The following is an 18,445-nucleotide window of genomic DNA, read 5'->3' as shown; positions in this document are numbered from 1 at the left end:
CGCATTCCGCCCTAATGCGCCTCGTCCCAATTATGCGCCGCCCGGGCATCGACCTTCAGCGGCACCTTCATGCTGAGGGCCGGCATCGCCGCGTTCTCCATCACCGACACGATCACCGGGACGGCCCGCTCGATCTCGCCTTCCTCGACCTCGAAGATCAACTCGTCGTGGACCTGGAGCAGCATCCGGGCGGAGAGCTTCGCCGCCTCAAGCGCCGGTTCCATCTTGACCATGGCGCGGCGGATGATGTCGGCGGCCGAGCCCTGGATCGGCGCGTTGATCGAGGCGCGTTCGTTGAAGGCGCGCATCGACGGGTTGGAGGAGCGGATGTCCGGATAGTGGGCGCGGCGGCCGAAGATCGTCTCGACATAGCCGTGCTCGCGGGCAAAGGCCTTGGTGTTCTCCATGTAGTCGCGGATGCCGGGGAAGCGTTCGAAATATTTCTTGATGTAGTCGCCGGCTTCCGAGCGCTCGATCGAGAGCTGGTTGGCAAGGCCGAAGGCGGAGATCCCGTAGATGATGCCGAAATTGATCGCCTTGGCGCGGCGGCGGATCTCGCTCGGCATGCCCTCGACCGGCACGCCGAACATTTCCGAAGCGGTCATCGCATGGATGTCGACGCCGTCAGCGAAGGCCTGGCGGAGTTGCGGGATATCGGCGACATGGGCGAGCACGCGCAGCTCGATCTGGCTGTAATCCGCGGAAACGAGCTTGTTCCCCGGGCTCGCGACGAAGGCGGTGCGGATCTTGCGCCCCTCGGCGGTCCTGATCGGGATGTTCTGCAGGTTCGGGTCGGAGGAGGAAAGCCGTCCGGTGGTCGTGGCGGCCAGTGCGAAGCAGGTGTGGACGCGCTTCGTTTCCGGATGCACGAAACCCGGCAGCGCGTCGGTATAGGTGGACTTGAGCTTGGTGAGCTGGCGCCAGTCGACGATCTTGCGCGGCAGCTCGTGCCCGGCGGCGGCGAGGTCCTCGAGCACCGAAGCGGAGGTCGACCATTGCCCGGTCTTGGTCTTGGAGCCGCCCGGAAAGCCCATCTTGCCGAACAGGATGTCGCCGAGCTGCTTCGGCGAGCCGATGGTGAAGGTCTCGCCGGCGAGGCGATAGATCTCGTCCTCGAGTGCGGCCGCCCCCTGCGCCAGCTCGCCGGAGAGCCGCGACAGGATCTGGCGGTCGACCGTGATGCCGCGTTCCTCCATGTGCGCAAGTACGGGGACCAGCGGCCGCTCCAGCCGCTCATAGACGCGCGTCAGGCCCTTGGCGGCAAGCTGGGGTTTCAGCACATGCCAGAGCCTGAGCGTCACGTCCGCGTCTTCCGCGGCATAGGCCGTCGCCCTGTCGATGTCGACGAAGTCGAAGGTGAGCGAGGAGCGGCCGGTGCCGGTGACGTCCTTGTAGGCGATCGGCGTGTGGCCGAGCCAGCGCTCGGCAAGCGAATCCATGCCGTGGGCGCCGTTGCCGGCATCGATCACGTAGGACATCAGCATCGTGTCGTCGTAGCTCTGCATGGTGATCCCATGCCGCTTCATCACCAGATAGTCGTATTTCAGGTTCTGCGCGACCTTCAGGACCGATGGGTCTTCGAGCAGCTCCTTTAGCCGGCTCAATGCCTCGCGTAGCGGAATCTGGTTTTCCACGAGCCCGCCGCCCAGAAGGTCGCCGACGCCGTTCTTGTGGGTGAGCGGCACATAGGCCGCCCTGATCCGCGAACCCAGGGGATCGTCCGCATAATCGGCGATCGCCAGCGAGAAGCCGCAAAGCTCCGCCTGCATCGCATCGAGCGATGTCGTTTCCGTATCGAAGCCGACGAGCCCGGCATCGCGCGCATCGGCGATCCAGCGATCGAGGGTCGCGGGATCGCGGATCGTCACGTAGGACGAATGGTCGAAGGGCGCCTTCGCGAAAAATTCCGCACGCGCCCGGGCCAGTCCTTCCGGTGTCGCGTCCCGACCCCTGGACAGGAAGGGAACGGCCGCCCTGGCGGCGTCGCCGCGCGGCGGCGTCGCAGTCGACGATTGCGGCGTCGGCGGCGGGCCGGCGGCCTCGCCGACGTCGAGGTCGGGGCCGTGCGCCTGGGCGCCCCATTCGACCGGAACGTAAGCCGGCTCGACCGCCTCCGCATCCGTATCGGTAGCGGCGGCAACGCGGCGGGTGAGCGTGGTAAATTCCAGTGCCTTCAGGAAGGCGATGAGCCTCGGCCCGTCCTGGGAATCGAGCCTCAGCTCGTCAAGCGGCACGTCGAGCGGCGTGTGTTTGTCGAGCGTCACGAGCTTGCGGGAAAGGCGGGCCATGTCGGCATTGGCGATGATCGCCTCGCGCCGCTTCTGCTGCTTGATCTCGCCGGCACGCCCGAGCAGCGTGTCGAGATCGCCATATTCCTCGAGAAGCTGCGCCGCGGTCTTCGGGCCGATCCCCGGGATGCCCGGCACGTTGTCGGTCGAATCGCCGGTCATCGCCTGGAGATCGATCATCTTCTCCGGCGGCACGCCCCATTTCTCGATGACGTCCGGAATGGTGATCTGCTTGTCCTTCATGCTGTCGTACATCGACACCTTCGGGGTGACGAGCTGCATGAGGTCCTTGTCGGAGGAAATGATGGTGACGTCGGCGCCCGCCTCCTCGGCGAGCCGCGCATAGGTCGCGATCAGGTCGTCGGCCTCGTAGCCTTCCTTCTCGATGCAGGGCAGGTTGAAGGCGCGGGTGGCGTGCCGGATCAGCCCGAATTGCGGGATCAGGTCCTCCGGCGGCGCCGTGCGGTTCGCCTTGTACTGGTCGTAGAGCCCGTTGCGGAAGGTCTTCGACGAATAGTCGAAGATCACCGCGAAATGCGTCGGCGTGACACCGACCGACGTGTCGCGCGCGTCGGTCAGGAGCTTCCAGAGCATGTTGCAGAAGCCGGCGACCGCATTGACCGGAAGCCCGTCCGACTTGCGGTTGAGCGGCGGGATGGCGTGGAACGCCCGGAAGATGAAGCCGGAGCCGTCGACGAGGAAGAGATGATCACCGTTTTTCATGCGGCCATGGATAGCGCGGGGCACGGCAAAGGTCCATTGCGGTTTTGATCCCTTGCAGTTTTCGCGGGGCTTCGTAAGATCGGACAACTTTGTGGAGAACGATTCATGCCGGAACACGCGAAATATATCGTTCTGCAATACCTGCTGCATGGCGGGGCGGCGCTTGCGGGCTTTGTCCTCTCCGCTTTCCTGCTCGCCGACCCGGCACCGCTCATCGCGGTGAAGACGATTTTCGCACCGGCTTATCTTCTTGCAAGCAAGGGCCTCGATGCCCATTTCCAGGGAAAAGACGGCGCGCAGCCGCCGCTCTGGCAGGTGCTCGAATATTCCTTCGCACAAGGGATGATGGTCGCTTCCTTCGTCGTGATACTGGGGCTCGACCTCAACCAGACCGGGAGTTTTTTGCTGGGGCAATTCACGATGATTGCGATGGGCTACGGCGTAATCGTCGGCTTGCTCTCGATCCGGGAACGCCGCCGCATTTCGTGACGAATCGCCCGTCGGAGACTCACGGAAACGTTACACATTTGTAATGTGCGATTCAGTCGGGCAATCCTTGAAAAGCCACATTTGAATCCTCAAATCATATGGAGCGGCACGATATTATTGCCGCGTGTCTGGTGATTGGCCTGTCCCCCGCCCGCACCAGATGGAGGACAAAGGCCTCATCCCCCTCTCCGGGCCTTTGTCCCGCTTTCAAAGAGCCGTCACGGCGCCGCCTCCGCGCCGTGACGGTTTTTTGTTGCCGGTTTCATCGGCGGGCCGCTTCCGTGCGACAATTTATCGTTGCATCAAAAGAATTCGCTTAAAGCGGCCCGCTTTCGATTCTAGTTTCGCCGCAAGACCAAAAGGGATTCGCAAGATGGCAAGTATCGCCCCCGTTCTCGAGCGCGCCGACGCTAACCTGCCGCAGAGCCTGGAACGGCTCTTCGACCTCGTCCGCATCAAGTCCATTTCCACCGACCCCGCCTACAAGGCCGAGTGCCGCAAGGCGGCCGAGTGGCTAGTGGCGGAACTCCAGGCGCTCGGCTTCGAAGCCTCCGTGCGCGACACGCCCGGCCACCCGATGGTCGTGGCCCATCATCAAGCGGCAACGGCGAACGCGCCGCACCTGCTGTTCTACGGCCACTACGACGTCCAGCCGGTCGACCCGCTGAACCTCTGGGAGGCGCCCCCCTTCGAGCCCGCGGTCAGGGAAATCGCACCCGGACGGAAGGTCCTCACCGGCCGCGGCACATCCGACGACAAGGGGCAGTTGATGACCTTCGTCGAGGCGGTGCGCGCCTACAAGGAGGCACGCGGCGCCCTTCCCTGCCGCATCACCATCCTCTTCGAGGGCGAGGAGGAATCCGGATCACACTCGCTCAAGCCCTTTCTCGAGGCCAATGCCGCCGAACTCAAGGCCGACTACGCGCTGATCTGCGACACCGGCATGTGGGACCGGGAGACCCCGGCGATCTCCGCCGGCCTGCGCGGTCTGGTCGGCGAGGAGATCGTCGTCCGGGCGGCGGACCGGGATCTGCATTCCGGCCTTTTCGGCGGCGCGGCGGCAAACCCGATCCACATCCTCACCGGCATCCTGGCCGGGCTGCACGACGAGACCGGCCGCGTGACGCTCGACAATTTCTACGACGGCGTCGAGGAAACACCCGCCGAGATCAAGGCGAGCTGGGAGAAGCTCGGCCGGACGGCCGAGAATTTCCTCGGCGAGGTGGGGCTCTCGATTCCCGCGGGCGAGACGGGCCGCTCGGTGCTCGAGCTCACCTGGGCGCGGCCGACGGCGGAGGTCAACGGCATCGTCGGCGGCTATACGGGCGAGGGCTTCAAGACGGTGATCGCGGCCGAGGCCTCCGCCAAGGTCTCCTTCCGCCTCGTCGGCAACCAGGATCCGGCGAAGGTGCGCGAGAGTTTCCGCGCCTATGTGCGCTCGAAGATCCCGGCGGACTGCTCGGTCGAGTTTCATGAGCACGGCGCTTCGCCGGCTATCCATCTGCCCTATGATTCCGAACTCCTCACCAGGGCCAAGGCGGCGCTGTCTCAAGAATGGCCGAAGCCGGCGATCGTCATCGGCATGGGCGGCTCTATTCCGATCGTCGGCGACTTCCAGAAGATGCTCGGCATGGAGTCCCTGCTCGTCGGCTTCGGCCTTGCCGACGACCGCATCCATTCGCCCAACGAGAAATACGAGCTCCAGTCCTTCCACAAGGGCATCCGCTCGTGGATCCGCATCCTCGACGCGCTCGCCTGAGCGCGTCGCGATCGAACGCATTTCTTGCGACGCGCTTTGGGCGACATGCATTATGCATGTCTGCGCCCCAAAACCGCTCTACACTTTTGGGCGACATGCGTTGGTCCTGATGCATGTCGTCGCCCCAAAACCGCGCCACACTTTTGGGCGACATGCATCGAAGCGCGTCGCGCTCAATCGTAATCGCTGCTTGACCTGCCCGCCGCAGGATGCTTCCCTTTTTTGAAAACAAAACAGAACAGAATGGGAAAGTGGGCTATTGGCAGGGCTGAGGAGCGAGGCGTCGGGTTCCGGGCGCGAATTTTTAATTGCGCGGGACAGGCTTGACCGCTCGGGCACCACCGCGAACCGGAAGGCACGCCTCGATCCGGCCGGCCCCCTGATGCGAGCATGAAGCGACTGAGAACATATTTCTGGCCCGTCGTGGGGCTGGCGGCGATTCTGTTCTCGGTGAACGCGCTCTATCATGAGCTCAGAGGGCTTTCGCTCGACGAATTCGTCGCGAGCTTCCAGGCGATTTCGTTCACGAGCTGGCTGCTGGCCGTCGGCTCGACGCTCATCGCCTATGCGGCGCTTGCCGCTTACGACAAGCTGGCACTCGACCATCTCGGCCACCGCATCTCGCTCTGGTACATCACGATCTGCTCGTTCACCACTTATGCGCTCTCGCACAATCTCGGCGCCTCGGTGTTTTCCGGTGCCGTCGTGCGCTATCGCGCCTATCGCTCGAAGGGGCTGACGCCCGGCGAAGTGGGCGTGCTCGTCGCCTTCTGCTCCTTCACCTTCACGCTCGGCACGCTGATGCTCTCGGCGATCGTGCTACTCGCGAGGCCCGAGATCATCGAGCGCTTCGCTGAAGTGCTGCCGATCGAGATGTCGCTGACGACCGGGGTGTTCATCCTCGCGCTCATCGCCCTCTACGTGCTCGGCAGCCTGGTCGGCCTGCGGCCGCTGCGCACGCGCTGGTTCCAGCTCCACTATCCGCGGCCTTCGATAGCCCTCAAGCAATTGATCATCGCCCCGCTCGAGCTTCTGGGCGCAGCCGGCATCATCTATTTTGCGCTGCCCGCAGCCGGCAATCCCGGCTACATCGTCGTCCTCGGCATCTTCCTCGCCTCCTTCTCCGCAGCGCTCCTGTCGCATGCGCCGGGCGGGCTCGGCGTGCTGGAACTCGTCTTCATCGCCGCCCTCCCCGAGATGGACCCGGCCGACGTGCTGGCGGCGCTGGCGATCTTCCGGCTGCTCTACCTGCTCGTCCCCTTCGTCATGGCGCTGATCGTCATCTTCGTCTTCGAGCACTCGCGCTTCCTGGAGCAGCGCAGCGCCAACGAATCCTGATGTCGCCCCATCGCTTGAATTGGATTGAAGGCGGCGCTTTAGCGCGTGGTGCAAGTGGAGGGGACCGCCCGATCGATCGGCTCCTCGACTTCTTCGAGATGGGCTTTCTCGATCTGGTAGGGCGTGAAGGGGAGGCCCTGGATCGCCGGATTGGCGATCCGGGCCACATAGCAGCCGAAAAAGAAGCGCGGCTCGCCCTGACTTTCAACCGACTTCAGCACCACGGGAACGGCAGCATAGATGCTGCCGGCGGCGCCCTCCGTCGTCGCCTTGCCGATCGTCAATTCGACGGATCGCGTGTTGGCGTAACCATCGACGAAGGCCTTGAATTCGCCGACGGGCTTCGACGGGGCGAAATAGCTGTAGGCCCTGGCATATTCCTTGCGGTTGATGGCGTTGTAGAGTGACCTGACGAGCGCCGCGCCGTCGGAACGGTCATCGACATAGGCGATGGTCTCCTGCGCCATCGCCTCGATGCTGGTTGCCGAAAGTGCCGCGAACGCGACTGCGCATAGAAACCTCATCCTATCTCCTCTCGAAGGGGTAATCCCGCCGAGCGCAATGCCGCAGAGTCGGGTTTGCACCCCGCTGTCCGGAGGTCATCCTCAGGCTCGACTGGCTCGACCCGAGGATCCATTCACAAGCGCTCAGTCAGTGCTCGGCGACGGCGCCCGAACGCCAAAGCCCAGGAAGAGCGCGGCTCACAAGGGCCAGTATCGGTATGATCCGGGCGATTTTGCGTTGAGGAGGCCGGTTACCGCGGCGGCAGGCCGGCCCTGCGTCGCGCGACGACGTGCTCGCGCCACACGGTGAAGATGCCGGCGGCGACGACCAGCACCGAGCCGACGATCATGTTCGCCGTCAGCGTTTCGCCGAACATGCCGACGCCCATGATCGAGGCGAAGACGAGCTGCAGGTAGGTGAGCGGCTGCACCGCGGCGGCGTCCAGCATGTCATAGGCGCGGATCAGGAAATAATGGCTCGACGAGCCGGTGATGCAGAGCAGGACCATCCAGCCCCAGTCCGGCGCCGACAGCGTCGCCCAGAAGAACGGACCGACGAGGCTGATCGCGGCGGCGCCGACGACGCCGGTGTAGAAGAAGCTGGTCATCGCCGAATCCGCGCGGCTCGCAAGCCGCGTGGTGATGACATAGATCGCGAACATCGAGGCTGCGGTAAGCGGCAGCAGGAAGTCGAGATTGAACGCCCCCTCCTGCGGCTTCAGGATCAGGAGCACGCCGATGAGGCCGATGGTGATCGCCGTCCAGCGGCGCCAGCCGACGCGCTCGCCGAGGAGCGGCATCGAGAGCAGGGCGACGAAAAGCGGCGTCGCCGCGAGGATCGCCTGGGAATGCGCGAGCCCGACGATGGTGAAGGAGGTGATGACGGCGACGATCTGCGCCGGCAGAAGCGCGCCGCGCAGCAGCTGCAGGAGCGGCCTCCCCGTCTTGACGGTGGCGCCAAGCCCGCCCGGCGCGCGCGCGGCGAGCGCCACAGCGAAGGCGGCGAAGGCCCAGTAGCGGATCATCGCTACGAAAACCGGCGGATAGAGCGCGCCGAGGTGCTTCGAGATGCCGTCCTGGATCGAGAAGATGACGATCGCCAGAAGCGCGAAGACGTAGCCGTTAGCCTTGGGGTTCATGGGTCCGCTGATAGGCGCCTTGCGGCGGCCACCACGACGACAGCGGACGCCCAGAAAGAGAAAAGACCCCGAGCCGGGAGGAGGTGGCGTCGGGGTCTTTGAACTCGATCGGTTCTGGGAGGAGGAGTGGAACCGATCTCATGTCGGGCGCCGTGGGAGGAGGTACAGCGCGTCGACAAGGAGGAGAATAAATCATCCCCCCTGATTTAACAGGGACAATGTTGCATTGCAGCATTGCAGATAATGCAGGGCAGCATCGGAATCGGCGAAATCCGGCATCCACGGCACCGGTCGACGGCGGCCGCGGTAACAATTTGAAAGATGTCGACAATCCGCGAAACCCCGTCCTTAACTCCCCCTTAAATTGCCGCATTTAAAGTTCAACGGATCGGCACGAGCGGACGGGACAGGCCCGACGCGCGACAACTGCGCCGCCGGGGATCGCTTGGAAGCGATGATCGAGCCCGGTCCGGCCTCAAGGGGACCTATCCTTCCGGCATGGCGAGCGGCAAATCGGGACAACGGATCGAACCTTCCTTCGGCGGAGACGACGACGGCGACGAGTTCCGCGTCGATGCGAGCGATCGCGTGACGGCCGGCGGCCGCAAGCCCTTGAAACGCGCCAAGGCATCCGAGGGCCGCGGCAAGCGCGAGACGCGCGGCAGGCCGGCGAAGAGGGGCGGCGGCCGCGGCGGTTCCGGCGGCGGCTTCTTCGGGCTCGTCCGGCGGCTTGCCTATTGGTGCATCGTGCTTGGCATATGGGGGGCGATCGGCGTCGGCGGGCTGGTGCTCTATTACGGGGCGCGCATGCCGAGCGCGACGAGCTGGTCGATCCCCGACCGTCCGCCGAACGTCAAGATCCTCGCCGTCAACGGCGACATCATCGCCAATCGCGGCGCGACCGGCGGCGAGGCGCTCGCGCTCGAGGACATGTCGCCCTATATCCCGCAGGCGGTGATCGCCATCGAGGATCGGCGGTTCTATTCGCATTTCGGCGTCGACCCGCTGGGGCTCGTGCGCGCCATGCTGACCAACCTCACGAGCGGCCGCATGGTCCAGGGCGGCTCGACGCTCACGCAGCAGCTCGCCAAGAACCTCTTCCTGTCACCGGAACGCACGCTCGAGCGCAAGGTGCAGGAGGTGCTGCTCGCCTTCTGGCTGGAGCAGAAATACACCAAGGACCAGATCCTGGCGATGTATCTCAACCGCGTCTTCTTCGGCTCCAACGCCTATGGCGTCGAGGCGGCCTCGCGGCGCTACTTCAACAAGTCGGCGCGCGACGTCAATCTCGGCGAGGCGGCGGTGCTCGCCGGGCTCCTCAAGGCCCCGTCGCGGCTGTCGCCGGCGCGCGACCCGGAAGCCGCGGAGGCGCGCGCGCAGGTGGTGCTCGGCGCCATGCGCGAGGAGGGCTACGTCACCGATGCCGAGATCAAGACGGCGATGTCGCAGACGCCGACCAGGGCGAAGAGCTTCTGGTCGGGGGCCGAGCACTACGTCGCCGACATGGTGATGGACCAGCTTCCCGGCATGATCGGCGAGGTCAAGCAGGACCTCGTCATCGACACGACGATCGACCTCACGCTCGAGAAGAAGGCCGAAGAGGTCATCGCCGCGACGCTCGATGCCGAGGGCGGCAAGCTCAACGCGTCGCAGGCGGCCCTCGTCTCGATCGACGGCACCGGCGCCATCCGGGCGCTCGTCGGTGGCAGGGACTATGCCGAGAGCCAGTTCGACCGCGCCTCCAAGGCGAAGCGCCAGCCGGGCTCGGCCTTCAAGCCCTTCGTCTACGCGGCGGCGCTGGAGATCGGCCGCACGCCGATGTCGGTCAGGAACGACGCGCCGGTCAGGATCGGCAACTGGACGCCGGAAAACTACGACCAGAAATATCGCGGCGAGGTGACGCTCGCCGATGCGCTCGCCAATTCGCTGAACACGATTGCCGCCCAGCTGGTGATGGAAGTGGGACCGCAGAACGTCGTCCAGCTCGCGCACCGGATGGGAATCGATTCCGAGATGCAGGCGAACGCCTCGATCGCGCTCGGCACGTCGGAGGTGACGCTGGTGGAACTCACCTCGTCCTATGCCCCCTTCATGAATGGCGGCTTCAAGGCGACCCCGCATGTCATCCGCCGCATCTCCACCGCCGACGGCACGGTGCTCTACGAAAACACCTACGACAACCCGCCGCGCGTGCTCGACCCGGCGATCGTCAGCGAGATGAACCGGATGATGGTGCGGGTGCTGACGAACGGCACCGGCAAGAAGGCACGCCTGCCCGGCTGGGAGGCGGCCGGCAAGACCGGCACGACGCAATCCTTCCGCGACGCGCTCTTCGTCGGCTACACGTCGAACCTGACGACCGGCGTCTGGTTCGGCAACGACGACGGCAAGTCGATGAAGAAGGTCACCGGCGGCGGCCTGCCGGCCAAGGCCTGGCATGATTTCATGGTCGCCGCGCATGAGGGGCTTTCGCCCTCGCCGCTCTTCGGCACGACGGGCGTGCAGCCGGTCTTCGACGAAGGCGGCATGGCCGCGGCCGGCGAGACGGCGCCGGACGGCCTCATGGGCGGCGATCCCGAGGCCTTCCCCGCGCCGCCCGCGGGCGTCGACGGCACGGCCGCCGTCGAGCAGGTGCGCCCGGCGGAACAGGCCGGCGGACCGATCCCGCCGGCGGGCGTCGGCGAAACGACGGGGACGACCCGCCGCACGACGCTGTTCGAGCTGCTGACGGGCGGCTGAACCGCGACGCGCTCAGGATTTTGCTCCATTGAAGTGCCCCGCGCGGAGCCGCATTTGCGGCCCTCCGGGGGCGGCATCGACGGCCGCCTTGCAAATCTTCGGCGCGCGAGCCGCGAAGGCGGTCGAGCACATCTTCCGTCCGATCGTCCGAGGCCGCTTGCATTTGCCCCGGATCGCCCCGCAGAATGCCTTGCAGTCCGATACGCCGGTCCTTATATACGCCGCATCGACGCAGCCGCGGCTGCGATGAACTTCAAAAGACCATCCCGTTAGGGGCTGTCCCACGAATGCCTGACCGGGGTTCCGACAGTCCGCTGCAAGGAGAGAACGACATGGCTAAAGTTATTGGTATAGACCTCGGAACGACCAACTCCTGCGTCGCCGTCATGGACGGCAAGGACGCGAAGGTGATCGAAAATGCTGAGGGCGCGCGCACGACCCCCTCGATGGTGGCATTCACCGATGATGGCGAGCGTCTCGTCGGCCAGCCGGCCAAGCGCCAGGCCGTCACCAATCCGGAAAACACCCTTTTTGCGATCAAGCGCCTGATCGGCCGTACCTTCGAGGACCCGACGACGCAGAAGGACAAGGGGATGGTCCCCTACAAGATCGTCAAGGCCGACAATGGCGACGCCTGGGTCGAAGCACACGGCAAGACCTACTCTCCGTCGCAGATCTCCGCGATGATCCTTCAGAAGATGAAGGAAACGGCCGAATCCTACCTGGGTGAGAAGGTCGAGAAGGCCGTCATCACCGTTCCGGCCTATTTCAACGACGCCCAGCGCCAGGCCACCAAGGATGCCGGCAAGATCGCCGGCCTCGACGTGCTGCGCATCATCAACGAGCCGACCGCGGCAGCGCTCGCCTACGGCCTCGACAAGAAGGACGGCAAGACCATTGCCGTCTACGACCTCGGCGGCGGCACCTTCGATATCTCGGTTCTCGAGATCGGCGACGGCGTCTTCGAGGTGAAGTCGACCAACGGCGATACCTTCCTTGGCGGTGAAGACTTCGACATGCGTCTCGTCGAATACCTCGCCTCCGAATTCAAGAAGGAGCAGGGCATCGACCTCAAGAACGACAAGCTCGCGCTGCAGCGCCTCAAGGAAGCTGCCGAAAAGGCGAAGATCGAGCTCTCGTCCTCGCAGCAGACCGAGATCAACCTGCCGTTCATCACGGCCGACGCTTCCGGTCCGAAGCACCTGACGATGAAGCTCTCGCGCGCCAAGTTCGAAAGCCTGGTCGAGGACCTGATCCAGAAGACCATCGCGCCGTGCAAGGCCGCGCTCAAGGATGCCGGCGTCTCGGCTGCCGAGATCGACGAAGTCGTTCTCGTCGGCGGCATGACCCGCATGCCGAAGGTCCAGGAGACGGTCAAGCAGCTCTTCGGCAAGGAGCCGCACAAGGGCGTCAACCCGGATGAAGTGGTCGCCATGGGCGCCGCCATCCAGGCCGGCGTGCTGCAGGGCGACGTCAAGGACGTGCTGCTGCTCGACGTGACCCCGCTGTCGCTCGGCATCGAAACGCTCGGCGGCGTCTTCACCCGCCTGATCGAGCGCAACACGACGATCCCGACGAAGAAGAGCCAGGTCTTCTCGACGGCCGACGACAACCAGTCCGCCGTGACGATCCGCGTCTCGCAGGGCGAGCGCGAAATGGCGGCCGACAACAAGCTGCTCGGCCAGTTCGACCTCGTCGGCATTCCGCCGGCACCGCGCGGCGTGCCGCAGATCGAAGTGACCTTCGACATCGACGCCAACGGCATCGTCCAGGTCTCGGCCAAGGACAAGGGCACGGGCAAGGAGCACCAGATCCGCATCCAGGCCTCCGGCGGCCTCTCCGACTCCGAGATCGAGAAGATGGTCAAGGACGCCGAAGCCAATGCCGAGGCCGACAAGAAGCGCCGCGAGGCGGTCGAGGCCAAGAACCAGGCCGAAAGCCTGATTCATTCCTCGGAGAAGTCGCTCAAGGACTATGGTGACAAGGTTTCGGAGACGGACCGCAAGGCGATCGAGGACGCGATCGCTGCGCTGAAGACCGCCGTCGAGGCTTCCGAGCCGGACGCCGAGGACATCAAGGCGAAGACCAACACGCTCATGGAAGTCTCCATGAAGCTCGGCCAGGCGATCTATGAGGCCCAGCAGGCGGAGGCCGCTCATGCGGATGCCGCTGCCGACGCCAAGCGCTCGGGCGAGGACGTCGTCGACGCCGACTACGAGGAAGTCAAGGACGAAGACGACCGCAAGCGGTCGGCCTGAGCATCCTGGTTTGGACGAGAGGCCCGGGGCGATCCCGGGCCTTTTTGTTGCAGCGTGCCGGATCGGACGCCCGGGGATCGAGGAAGAGGTCAGGGAAAGTGGCGTGAAATGCGCGTTTTCCGACAAAAAACCGCTTCCGCCCCGACTTGGCTATGGTATCGCGCTTAAAGGTTTACTAAATCCTGTGGCAAGATAATCAGGCAGCCTTCGGATCCGCGGCGCTGGCAAGCCCTGTCGCTGTTAACAGGACGATCTTTGAAGCATGAAACGTGATCTTTACGAAACGCTTGGCGTTCAAAAAAACGCGGACGAGAAGGAACTGAAGAGCGCCTTCCGCAAACTCGCGATGAAATATCACCCGGACCGCAATCCCGGGGACCAGGAAGCGGAAAAGTCCTTCAAGGAAATCAACGAAGCCTATGAGACGCTGAAGGACCCGCAAAAGCGCGCGGCCTACGACCGCTACGGCCATGCGGCCTTCGAGCACGGCGGCATGGGCGCGGGCTTCGGCAACGGCTTCGCCGGCGGCGCCGGCGGCTTCTCCGACATTTTCGAGGACATCTTCGGCGAGATGATGGGCGGCGGCCGGCGCCGCTCGGCCGGCGGACGCGAGCGCGGCGCGGACCTGCGCTACAACATGGAGATCACGCTCGAGGAGGCCTTTTCCGGCAAGACGGCCCAGATTCGCGTGCCGACGTCGGTCACCTGTGACGTCTGCACCGGCACGGGCGCCAAGCCCGGCACCAGCCCGAAGACCTGCGGCACCTGTCAGGGCAGCGGCCGCATCCGCGCCGCCCAGGGCTTCTTCTCTATCGAGCGCACCTGTCCGACCTGCGGCGGCCGCGGCCAGACGATCACCGATCCGTGCGGCAAATGCCACGGCCAGGGCCGGGTGATGGAGGAGCGCACGCTCTCGGTCAACATCCCGGCCGGCATCGAGGACGGCACGCGCATCCGCCTTTCGGGCGAAGGCGAGGCCGGGCTTCGCGGCGGCCCTGCGGGCGACCTCTATATCTTCCTCTCGGTCAAGCCGCACGAATTCTACCAGCGCGACGGCGCCGACCTCTATTGCTCCGTGCCGATCTCGATGACGACGGCGGCGCTCGGCGGCAAGTTCGACGTCACCACGCTCGACGGCACCAAGTCGCGCGTCACCGTGCCGGAGGGCACCCAGGCCGGCAAGCAGTTCCGCCTCAAGGGCAAGGGCATGCCGGTGCTGCGCTCCAACCAGACGGGCGACCTCTATATCCAGATCCAGATCGAGACGCCGCAGAAGCTCACCAAGCGCCAGCGCGAGCTCCTGCAGGAATTCGAGCAGATCTCCTCCAAGGAGAACAATCCGGAATCGACGGGCTTCTTCGCCCGCATGAAGGATTTCTTCGACACGCTGAGCGATTAGGGTGGTCCTTGAATTTTGCCCCTCTCCTCGGGTTCAGGCCGAGGACCACTAACCCTCTCCCGTTCTGACGAGGAGAGGGACTGGGGCGCTGCCACAAGTCCCCTTCGCCCCGCCTGCGGGGAGAAGGTCGCGGCAGCGGGCGAGGGGCAGATACGTTGAAAAGCGCACATTCCGAACCAGCACGCTCTCAAGCCGCCGCCGCGACCAGTTGCCAGATGCCTGCGGCGATGAGCGCGGCACCTGCCGCACGGGAAAGCAGGCGGCCGGCCGGCAGCACCTTTTCCGCCATCACGAAGATGGCGATCGCCGCGATCCAAAGCACGTTCATGATGCCGCCGACGAAGAGCAGCGCCATCAGCGCCCAGCAGCAGCCGATGCAATAGAGACCGTGGCGCAGGCCGAGCCGCACCGCTCCGGCCGGATCGCGGCGGAAGCCGCCATGGCGTTGCAGGAAGACGACGGGCGCCTGGCATTGGCCGAGGCATGCATCCTTGAGCGGCGTCCACTGGTAGAGCCCGGCGAGCGTCAGGACGAGGCCGCTGAAGGCGCGGCTGGCGCTCGCGAGCGACGGCGTCAGCAGCGAGCCCTCCATCAGCCATTGCCCAAGCGTCGCGGCCGCCGCGAAGCCAGCCCAGGCAAGCAGGTAACCGCCGGCAAAGAAGCCGGTGGCGGCGAAGGGCTTCCCCTCCTTCCGGCTCTGGCGGCCGACGCGGGCATAGAGCAGCACCATCGGCGTCGCCGACGGCAGCATCATGCCGACCATCATGACGATCCACATGGTGAGGGTGATGCCGGCCTCGACGGCCGTCCAGGGACGCGGCGCGACATCGAGAAGCGTGTCGAGCGGCGTCGCCGGGCCGTTCGACATGTCCATGTTCCCCATGTCGTCCATGTCCATGTCCATGTCCATGCCCGCACCCATGCCGGGCTCGGGCATCGCCATGCCGCCCATGTCCATCGTGGCGGCCAGCCAGAGAATATAGGCCCAGGCGAGCGCGGCGAGCATGGCGAGCGACGCCGCGACGATCGCGCGGTCCCGTCGCAGGAGGGTTTCGAGCGCGGTGTCGGGCATTGCGTCTGTCATTGTGTCGGGCACGGCGTCAGTGGACCACGCCGCTTTCGGTCATATGAAGCCGGGCGAAATGGGCATGCGAATCCGACAGGGAAAGCGCGATCGGCCCGGTCGTGTCGGCCCAGCCGCGGCCCACCTCGCAGAGATCGTATTCGAAGCCGTCCGGAAGGTTGAGCCGGGCGCGGTGAACGGCGCCCGTCACCGGATTGAGGATCGGCTCGCCGCGGGCCTCGATCCATCCCGGTATGCTCACGCGGGCCGTCCGGCCCTCGATGTCGACCTCGAAATCGATCGGCGCGAAGACCGGATCGTGGAAGGTCTCGAAGGTCGTCGCGAACACCTGGAAGAACGTCGCCCCGGGTTCGGTATCCTCACCGCTCATGATGCGCAGCAGCGCCTCGCGTTGGCCGTCGGAGGCACGCTCGTCGATGATCGGCACGACAGCGCCCCTGCCCTCATGAATGGCACCCGGCCAGGACACGATCATGGCGCAGCGCAAGCCGTCGAGGCGCGTGGCGCCATGGTTCCCTTGCTCGATCTCGACGACGCCGATTGCGCTGCAGTGCCCCTGCGTCGGGCGCGCATTGAACTGGCAGGGGCAGCCATAGGCGCAATTGCAATGAATGAATTCGCGACCCTTGATCGTCCATTTGACGTCCGTCATCGTCTCCTCCCAGATCCGATGGATGTCGATTTCAGCGAACGCGACCACTGCCGCGCCGCGCGTCCTCCTCGGGCGCGCAAAAGCCGCTGCAGCACTTTGCTGCATGTCTCGTCCTTCAATCGAGGTCGACCGAGGGACATGCAGCAGGGGACGAAATATACTCTCCGGCGCCGCCGATGCCAACGGCGTCGCGCCTTCTACAGCTCGGCGCGTCTTATCGGACGCGCCAAGCTCGCTGTAAGACTTTGAATTGCTTCCCGGACCTCAGCCGATCAGGTCGATGGCGAAATAGCTGAGAGCCGAGATCAGCGCCGCGGCCGGCATGGTGATCACCCAGGCGACGACGATGTTGCCGGCGATGCCCCAGCGCACCGCCGAGACGCGGCGCGCCGACCCGACACCGATGATCGCGCCGGTGATCGTATGGGTGGTCGAGACCGGAATGCCGAGCCAGGTGGCGGCGAACAGCGTGATGGCGCCGCCCGTTTCGGCGCAGAAGCCCTGCATCGGATTGAGCTTGGTGATCTTCGAGCCCATGGTGTGGACGATGCGCCAGCCGCCGAACAGCGTCCCGAGCGCGATCGCCGCCTGGCAGGTGATGACCACCCAGAAGGGCACGTAGAATTCCGAGCCGAGATAGCCCTGGGAGAAGAGCAGCACGGCGATGATGCCCATCGTCTTCTGCGCGTCGTTGCCGCCATGGCCCAGCGAATAGAGCGAAGCGGAGACGAACTGCAGCATGCGGAAGGTGCGGTCGACCGCGAAGGGCGTCTGCCGCACGAACAGCCAGGAGACGATGAGGACCAGGAGCAGCGCCAGGAAGAAGCCGATCGCCGGCGACATGACGATCGCACCGGCCGTCTTCAGGAGGCCGTTCCAGACGATGGAGCTGAAGCCGGCCTTGGCGAGACCGGCGCCGACGAGGCCGCCGACCAGCGCGTGCGAGGAGCTCGAGGGAATCCCGAAGAGCCAGGTGACGATGTTCCAGACGATCGCGCCCACGAGGGCGGCGAAGATGACCTCGGGCGTGACGATGCCCGGGTCGATGATGCCCTTGCCGAGCGTTTCGGCCACGTGCAGCCCGAAGAACAGAAAGGCGATGAAGTTGAAGAAGGCCGCCCAGAAGACCGCGTAATGCGGTCTCAGCACCCGGGTCGACACGATGGTCGCGATCGAGTTGGCCGCGTCGTGCAGTCCGTTGAGGAAATCGAAGAACAGGGCGATGACGATCAGCCCCAGGAGCAGCGGGAACGCGAGCGTCGCTTCCATCAGACGTTCTCGATCACGATGCCGCTGATTTCGTTTGCCACATCCTCGAAGCGATCGACGACCTTCTCGAGCTCGCCGTAGATTTCCCGGCCGATCATATAGGCCATGGGATCGCTCGCGCCGTAGCGCTGGAACAGATCCTTGAGCCCCTGGTCGTGCAATTCGTCGGACCGGCCCTCGACGCGCGTCACCTCCTCGCCGATGGCGCTCAGGCGATGGGCGTTGGCGCCGATCCAGTTGAGGAGGGGAATGGCCTCGGCGATGAGATGGGCGGCCTCGACAACGGCGGCTCCCATTTCGCGCATGCCGGGATCGAACGTCTTCTGCTCGTAGAGCCGGATGGTCTTCACCGTCTTGTGCATCATGTCGATCGCATCGTCCATCGACTGGATGAGATCCTTGATGTTGCTCCGGTCGAAGGGAGTGATGAAGCTGCGGCGCACGGCCAGCAGCACCTCGCGGGTGATTTCGTCCGCCTCGTTTTCGAGCGCGACGATGCGATCGCAATGGCTTTCGATGTCGGGCCCGCCCGCCAGCAGCGCATTCAACGCCTCCGCCGCGCCCATGACGACACGCGAGTGCTCGGCGAAAAGATCGAAGAACCGGTCCTCGCGCGGGAGGAGCTTGCGAAACAGGCCAAACATCATCGATCCATCCAGCTGTCGATTGTCACGCCGTTGTCTTATTGTACTTGCGCGCCCGGGGAAAGTTCCGATGCGGCGGAAAATGAAAGCTTTCCCACAAAGGATTCGGCGGGCGCGAAGTGAAGAAGGGGACGCGGCCCGAAGGACTGGCGCTCTGCCCG

Annotated in this window: 13 protein-coding genes; 6 read left to right on the top strand and 7 right to left on the bottom strand. The window is 64.9% G+C overall.

What is annotated here, in order from left to right; all coding sequences use genetic code 11:
* Positions 1–11 precede the first annotated feature (11 nt).
* Positions 12–3,011, bottom strand: coding sequence for a DNA polymerase I (polA, locus tag ATB98_RS08480; protein WP_066872092.1), 3,000 nt, complete (start codon positions 3,009–3,011; stop codon positions 12–14).
* Between the two features lie 105 nt (positions 3,012–3,116).
* Here polA and ATB98_RS08475 point away from each other — a divergent pair, with 105 nt between their 5' ends.
* The 3 genes from ATB98_RS08475 (at position 3,117) to ATB98_RS08465 (ending at position 6,597) form a co-directional block, all read left to right on the top strand.
* Positions 3,117–3,500 (top strand): hypothetical protein, encoded by a 384-nt coding sequence (locus tag ATB98_RS08475; RefSeq protein ID WP_066871913.1) that lies wholly within the window; start codon positions 3,117–3,119, stop codon positions 3,498–3,500.
* 373 nt (positions 3,501–3,873) lie between these two features.
* Positions 3,874–5,259 carry a dipeptidase gene (locus ATB98_RS08470; RefSeq protein ID WP_066871910.1) on the top strand — a complete coding sequence of 462 codons (1,386 nt, stop codon included), beginning with the start codon at positions 3,874–3,876 and terminating at the stop codon, positions 5,257–5,259.
* Positions 5,260–5,649: 390 nt separating this feature from the next.
* Positions 5,650–6,597, top strand: coding sequence for a lysylphosphatidylglycerol synthase transmembrane domain-containing protein (locus ATB98_RS08465; protein ID WP_066871908.1), 948 nt, complete (start codon positions 5,650–5,652; stop codon positions 6,595–6,597).
* 38 nt (positions 6,598–6,635) lie between these two features.
* Here ATB98_RS08465 and ATB98_RS08460 read toward each other — a convergent pair whose 3' ends face one another.
* A complete protein-coding gene (locus tag ATB98_RS08460) occupies positions 6,636–7,121 on the bottom strand; it encodes a hypothetical protein (protein ID WP_066871905.1) in 486 nt (161 codons plus the stop codon).
* A 230-nt stretch (positions 7,122–7,351) separates the two neighbouring features.
* Entirely contained in the window at positions 7,352–8,239 is an 888-nt protein-coding gene (locus ATB98_RS08455) for a DMT family transporter (RefSeq protein ID WP_066871902.1), read from the bottom strand.
* A gap of 498 nt (positions 8,240–8,737) precedes the next feature.
* Between ATB98_RS08455 and ATB98_RS08450 the strand changes: the two genes are divergently transcribed.
* The 3 genes from ATB98_RS08450 to dnaJ all read left to right on the top strand — a co-directional run bounded on the left by ATB98_RS08450 (position 8,738) and on the right by dnaJ (position 14,635).
* On the top strand, positions 8,738–10,978 hold the full coding sequence (locus ATB98_RS08450) for a transglycosylase domain-containing protein (RefSeq protein WP_066871899.1): 2,241 nt from the start codon (positions 8,738–8,740) through the stop codon (positions 10,976–10,978).
* Between the two features lie 332 nt (positions 10,979–11,310).
* Positions 11,311–13,236 carry a molecular chaperone DnaK gene (dnaK, locus tag ATB98_RS08445; RefSeq protein WP_066871896.1) on the top strand — a complete coding sequence of 642 codons (1,926 nt, stop codon included), beginning with the start codon at positions 11,311–11,313 and terminating at the stop codon, positions 13,234–13,236.
* Between the two features lie 262 nt (positions 13,237–13,498).
* A complete protein-coding gene (gene dnaJ, locus ATB98_RS08440; protein ID WP_066871892.1) occupies positions 13,499–14,635 on the top strand; it encodes a molecular chaperone DnaJ in 1,137 nt (378 codons plus the stop codon).
* A gap of 187 nt (positions 14,636–14,822) precedes the next feature.
* On the opposite strand, the gene ATB98_RS08435 is transcribed toward dnaJ, so the two are convergent.
* The 4 genes from ATB98_RS08435 to ATB98_RS08420 form a co-directional block, all read right to left on the bottom strand.
* Complete coding sequence (locus ATB98_RS08435) at positions 14,823–15,707, bottom strand: DUF2182 domain-containing protein (protein ID WP_066872089.1); 885 nt, start codon at positions 15,705–15,707, stop codon at positions 14,823–14,825.
* A 28-nt stretch (positions 15,708–15,735) separates the two neighbouring features.
* Entirely contained in the window at positions 15,736–16,371 is a 636-nt protein-coding gene (locus ATB98_RS08430; protein WP_066872086.1) for a DUF1326 domain-containing protein, read from the bottom strand.
* A 264-nt stretch (positions 16,372–16,635) separates the two neighbouring features.
* Positions 16,636–17,640 carry an inorganic phosphate transporter gene (locus ATB98_RS08425; protein ID WP_066871889.1) on the bottom strand — a complete coding sequence of 335 codons (1,005 nt, stop codon included), beginning with the start codon at positions 17,638–17,640 and terminating at the stop codon, positions 16,636–16,638.
* Entirely contained in the window at positions 17,640–18,284 is a 645-nt protein-coding gene (locus ATB98_RS08420) for a DUF47 domain-containing protein (RefSeq protein WP_066872083.1), read from the bottom strand. The genes ATB98_RS08425 and ATB98_RS08420 overlap by 1 nt, the downstream gene beginning before the upstream one ends.
* Positions 18,285–18,445: the final 161 nt, after the last annotated feature.

This window comes from Sinorhizobium saheli (genome assembly GCF_001651875.1).
In the GTDB taxonomy this organism is placed as follows: domain Bacteria; phylum Pseudomonadota; class Alphaproteobacteria; order Rhizobiales; family Rhizobiaceae; genus Sinorhizobium; species Sinorhizobium saheli.
This window is presented reverse-complemented; position numbering and strand designations above follow the sequence as displayed.

Excerpts from the sequence above, each read along its gene's own strand:
- ATB98_RS08475 (WP_066871913.1), top strand. The coding sequence starts at position 3,117 with ATGCCGGAACACGCGAAATATATCGTTCTGCAATACCTGCTGCATGGC.
- dnaK (WP_066871896.1), top strand. The coding sequence starts at position 11,311 with ATGGCTAAAGTTATTGGTATAGACCTCGGAACGACCAACTCCTGCGTC.
- ATB98_RS08455 (WP_066871902.1), bottom strand. The coding sequence starts at position 8,239 with ATGAACCCCAAGGCTAACGGCTACGTCTTCGCGCTTCTGGCGATCGTC.
- ATB98_RS08465 (WP_066871908.1), top strand. The coding sequence starts at position 5,650 with ATGAAGCGACTGAGAACATATTTCTGGCCCGTCGTGGGGCTGGCGGCG.
- dnaJ (WP_066871892.1), top strand. The coding sequence starts at position 13,499 with ATGAAACGTGATCTTTACGAAACGCTTGGCGTTCAAAAAAACGCGGAC.
- ATB98_RS08450 (WP_066871899.1), top strand. The coding sequence starts at position 8,738 with ATGGCGAGCGGCAAATCGGGACAACGGATCGAACCTTCCTTCGGCGGA.
- polA (WP_066872092.1), bottom strand. The coding sequence starts at position 3,011 with ATGAAAAACGGTGATCATCTCTTCCTCGTCGACGGCTCCGGCTTCATC.
- ATB98_RS08470 (WP_066871910.1), top strand. The coding sequence starts at position 3,874 with ATGGCAAGTATCGCCCCCGTTCTCGAGCGCGCCGACGCTAACCTGCCG.
- ATB98_RS08435 (WP_066872089.1), bottom strand. The coding sequence starts at position 15,707 with ATGCCCGACACCGCGCTCGAAACCCTCCTGCGACGGGACCGCGCGATC.
- ATB98_RS08425 (WP_066871889.1), bottom strand. The coding sequence starts at position 17,640 with ATGGAAGCGACGCTCGCGTTCCCGCTGCTCCTGGGGCTGATCGTCATC.
- ATB98_RS08420 (WP_066872083.1), bottom strand. The coding sequence starts at position 18,284 with ATGTTTGGCCTGTTTCGCAAGCTCCTCCCGCGCGAGGACCGGTTCTTC.
- ATB98_RS08430 (WP_066872086.1), bottom strand. The coding sequence starts at position 16,371 with ATGACGGACGTCAAATGGACGATCAAGGGTCGCGAATTCATTCATTGC.
- ATB98_RS08460 (WP_066871905.1), bottom strand. The coding sequence starts at position 7,121 with ATGAGGTTTCTATGCGCAGTCGCGTTCGCGGCACTTTCGGCAACCAGC.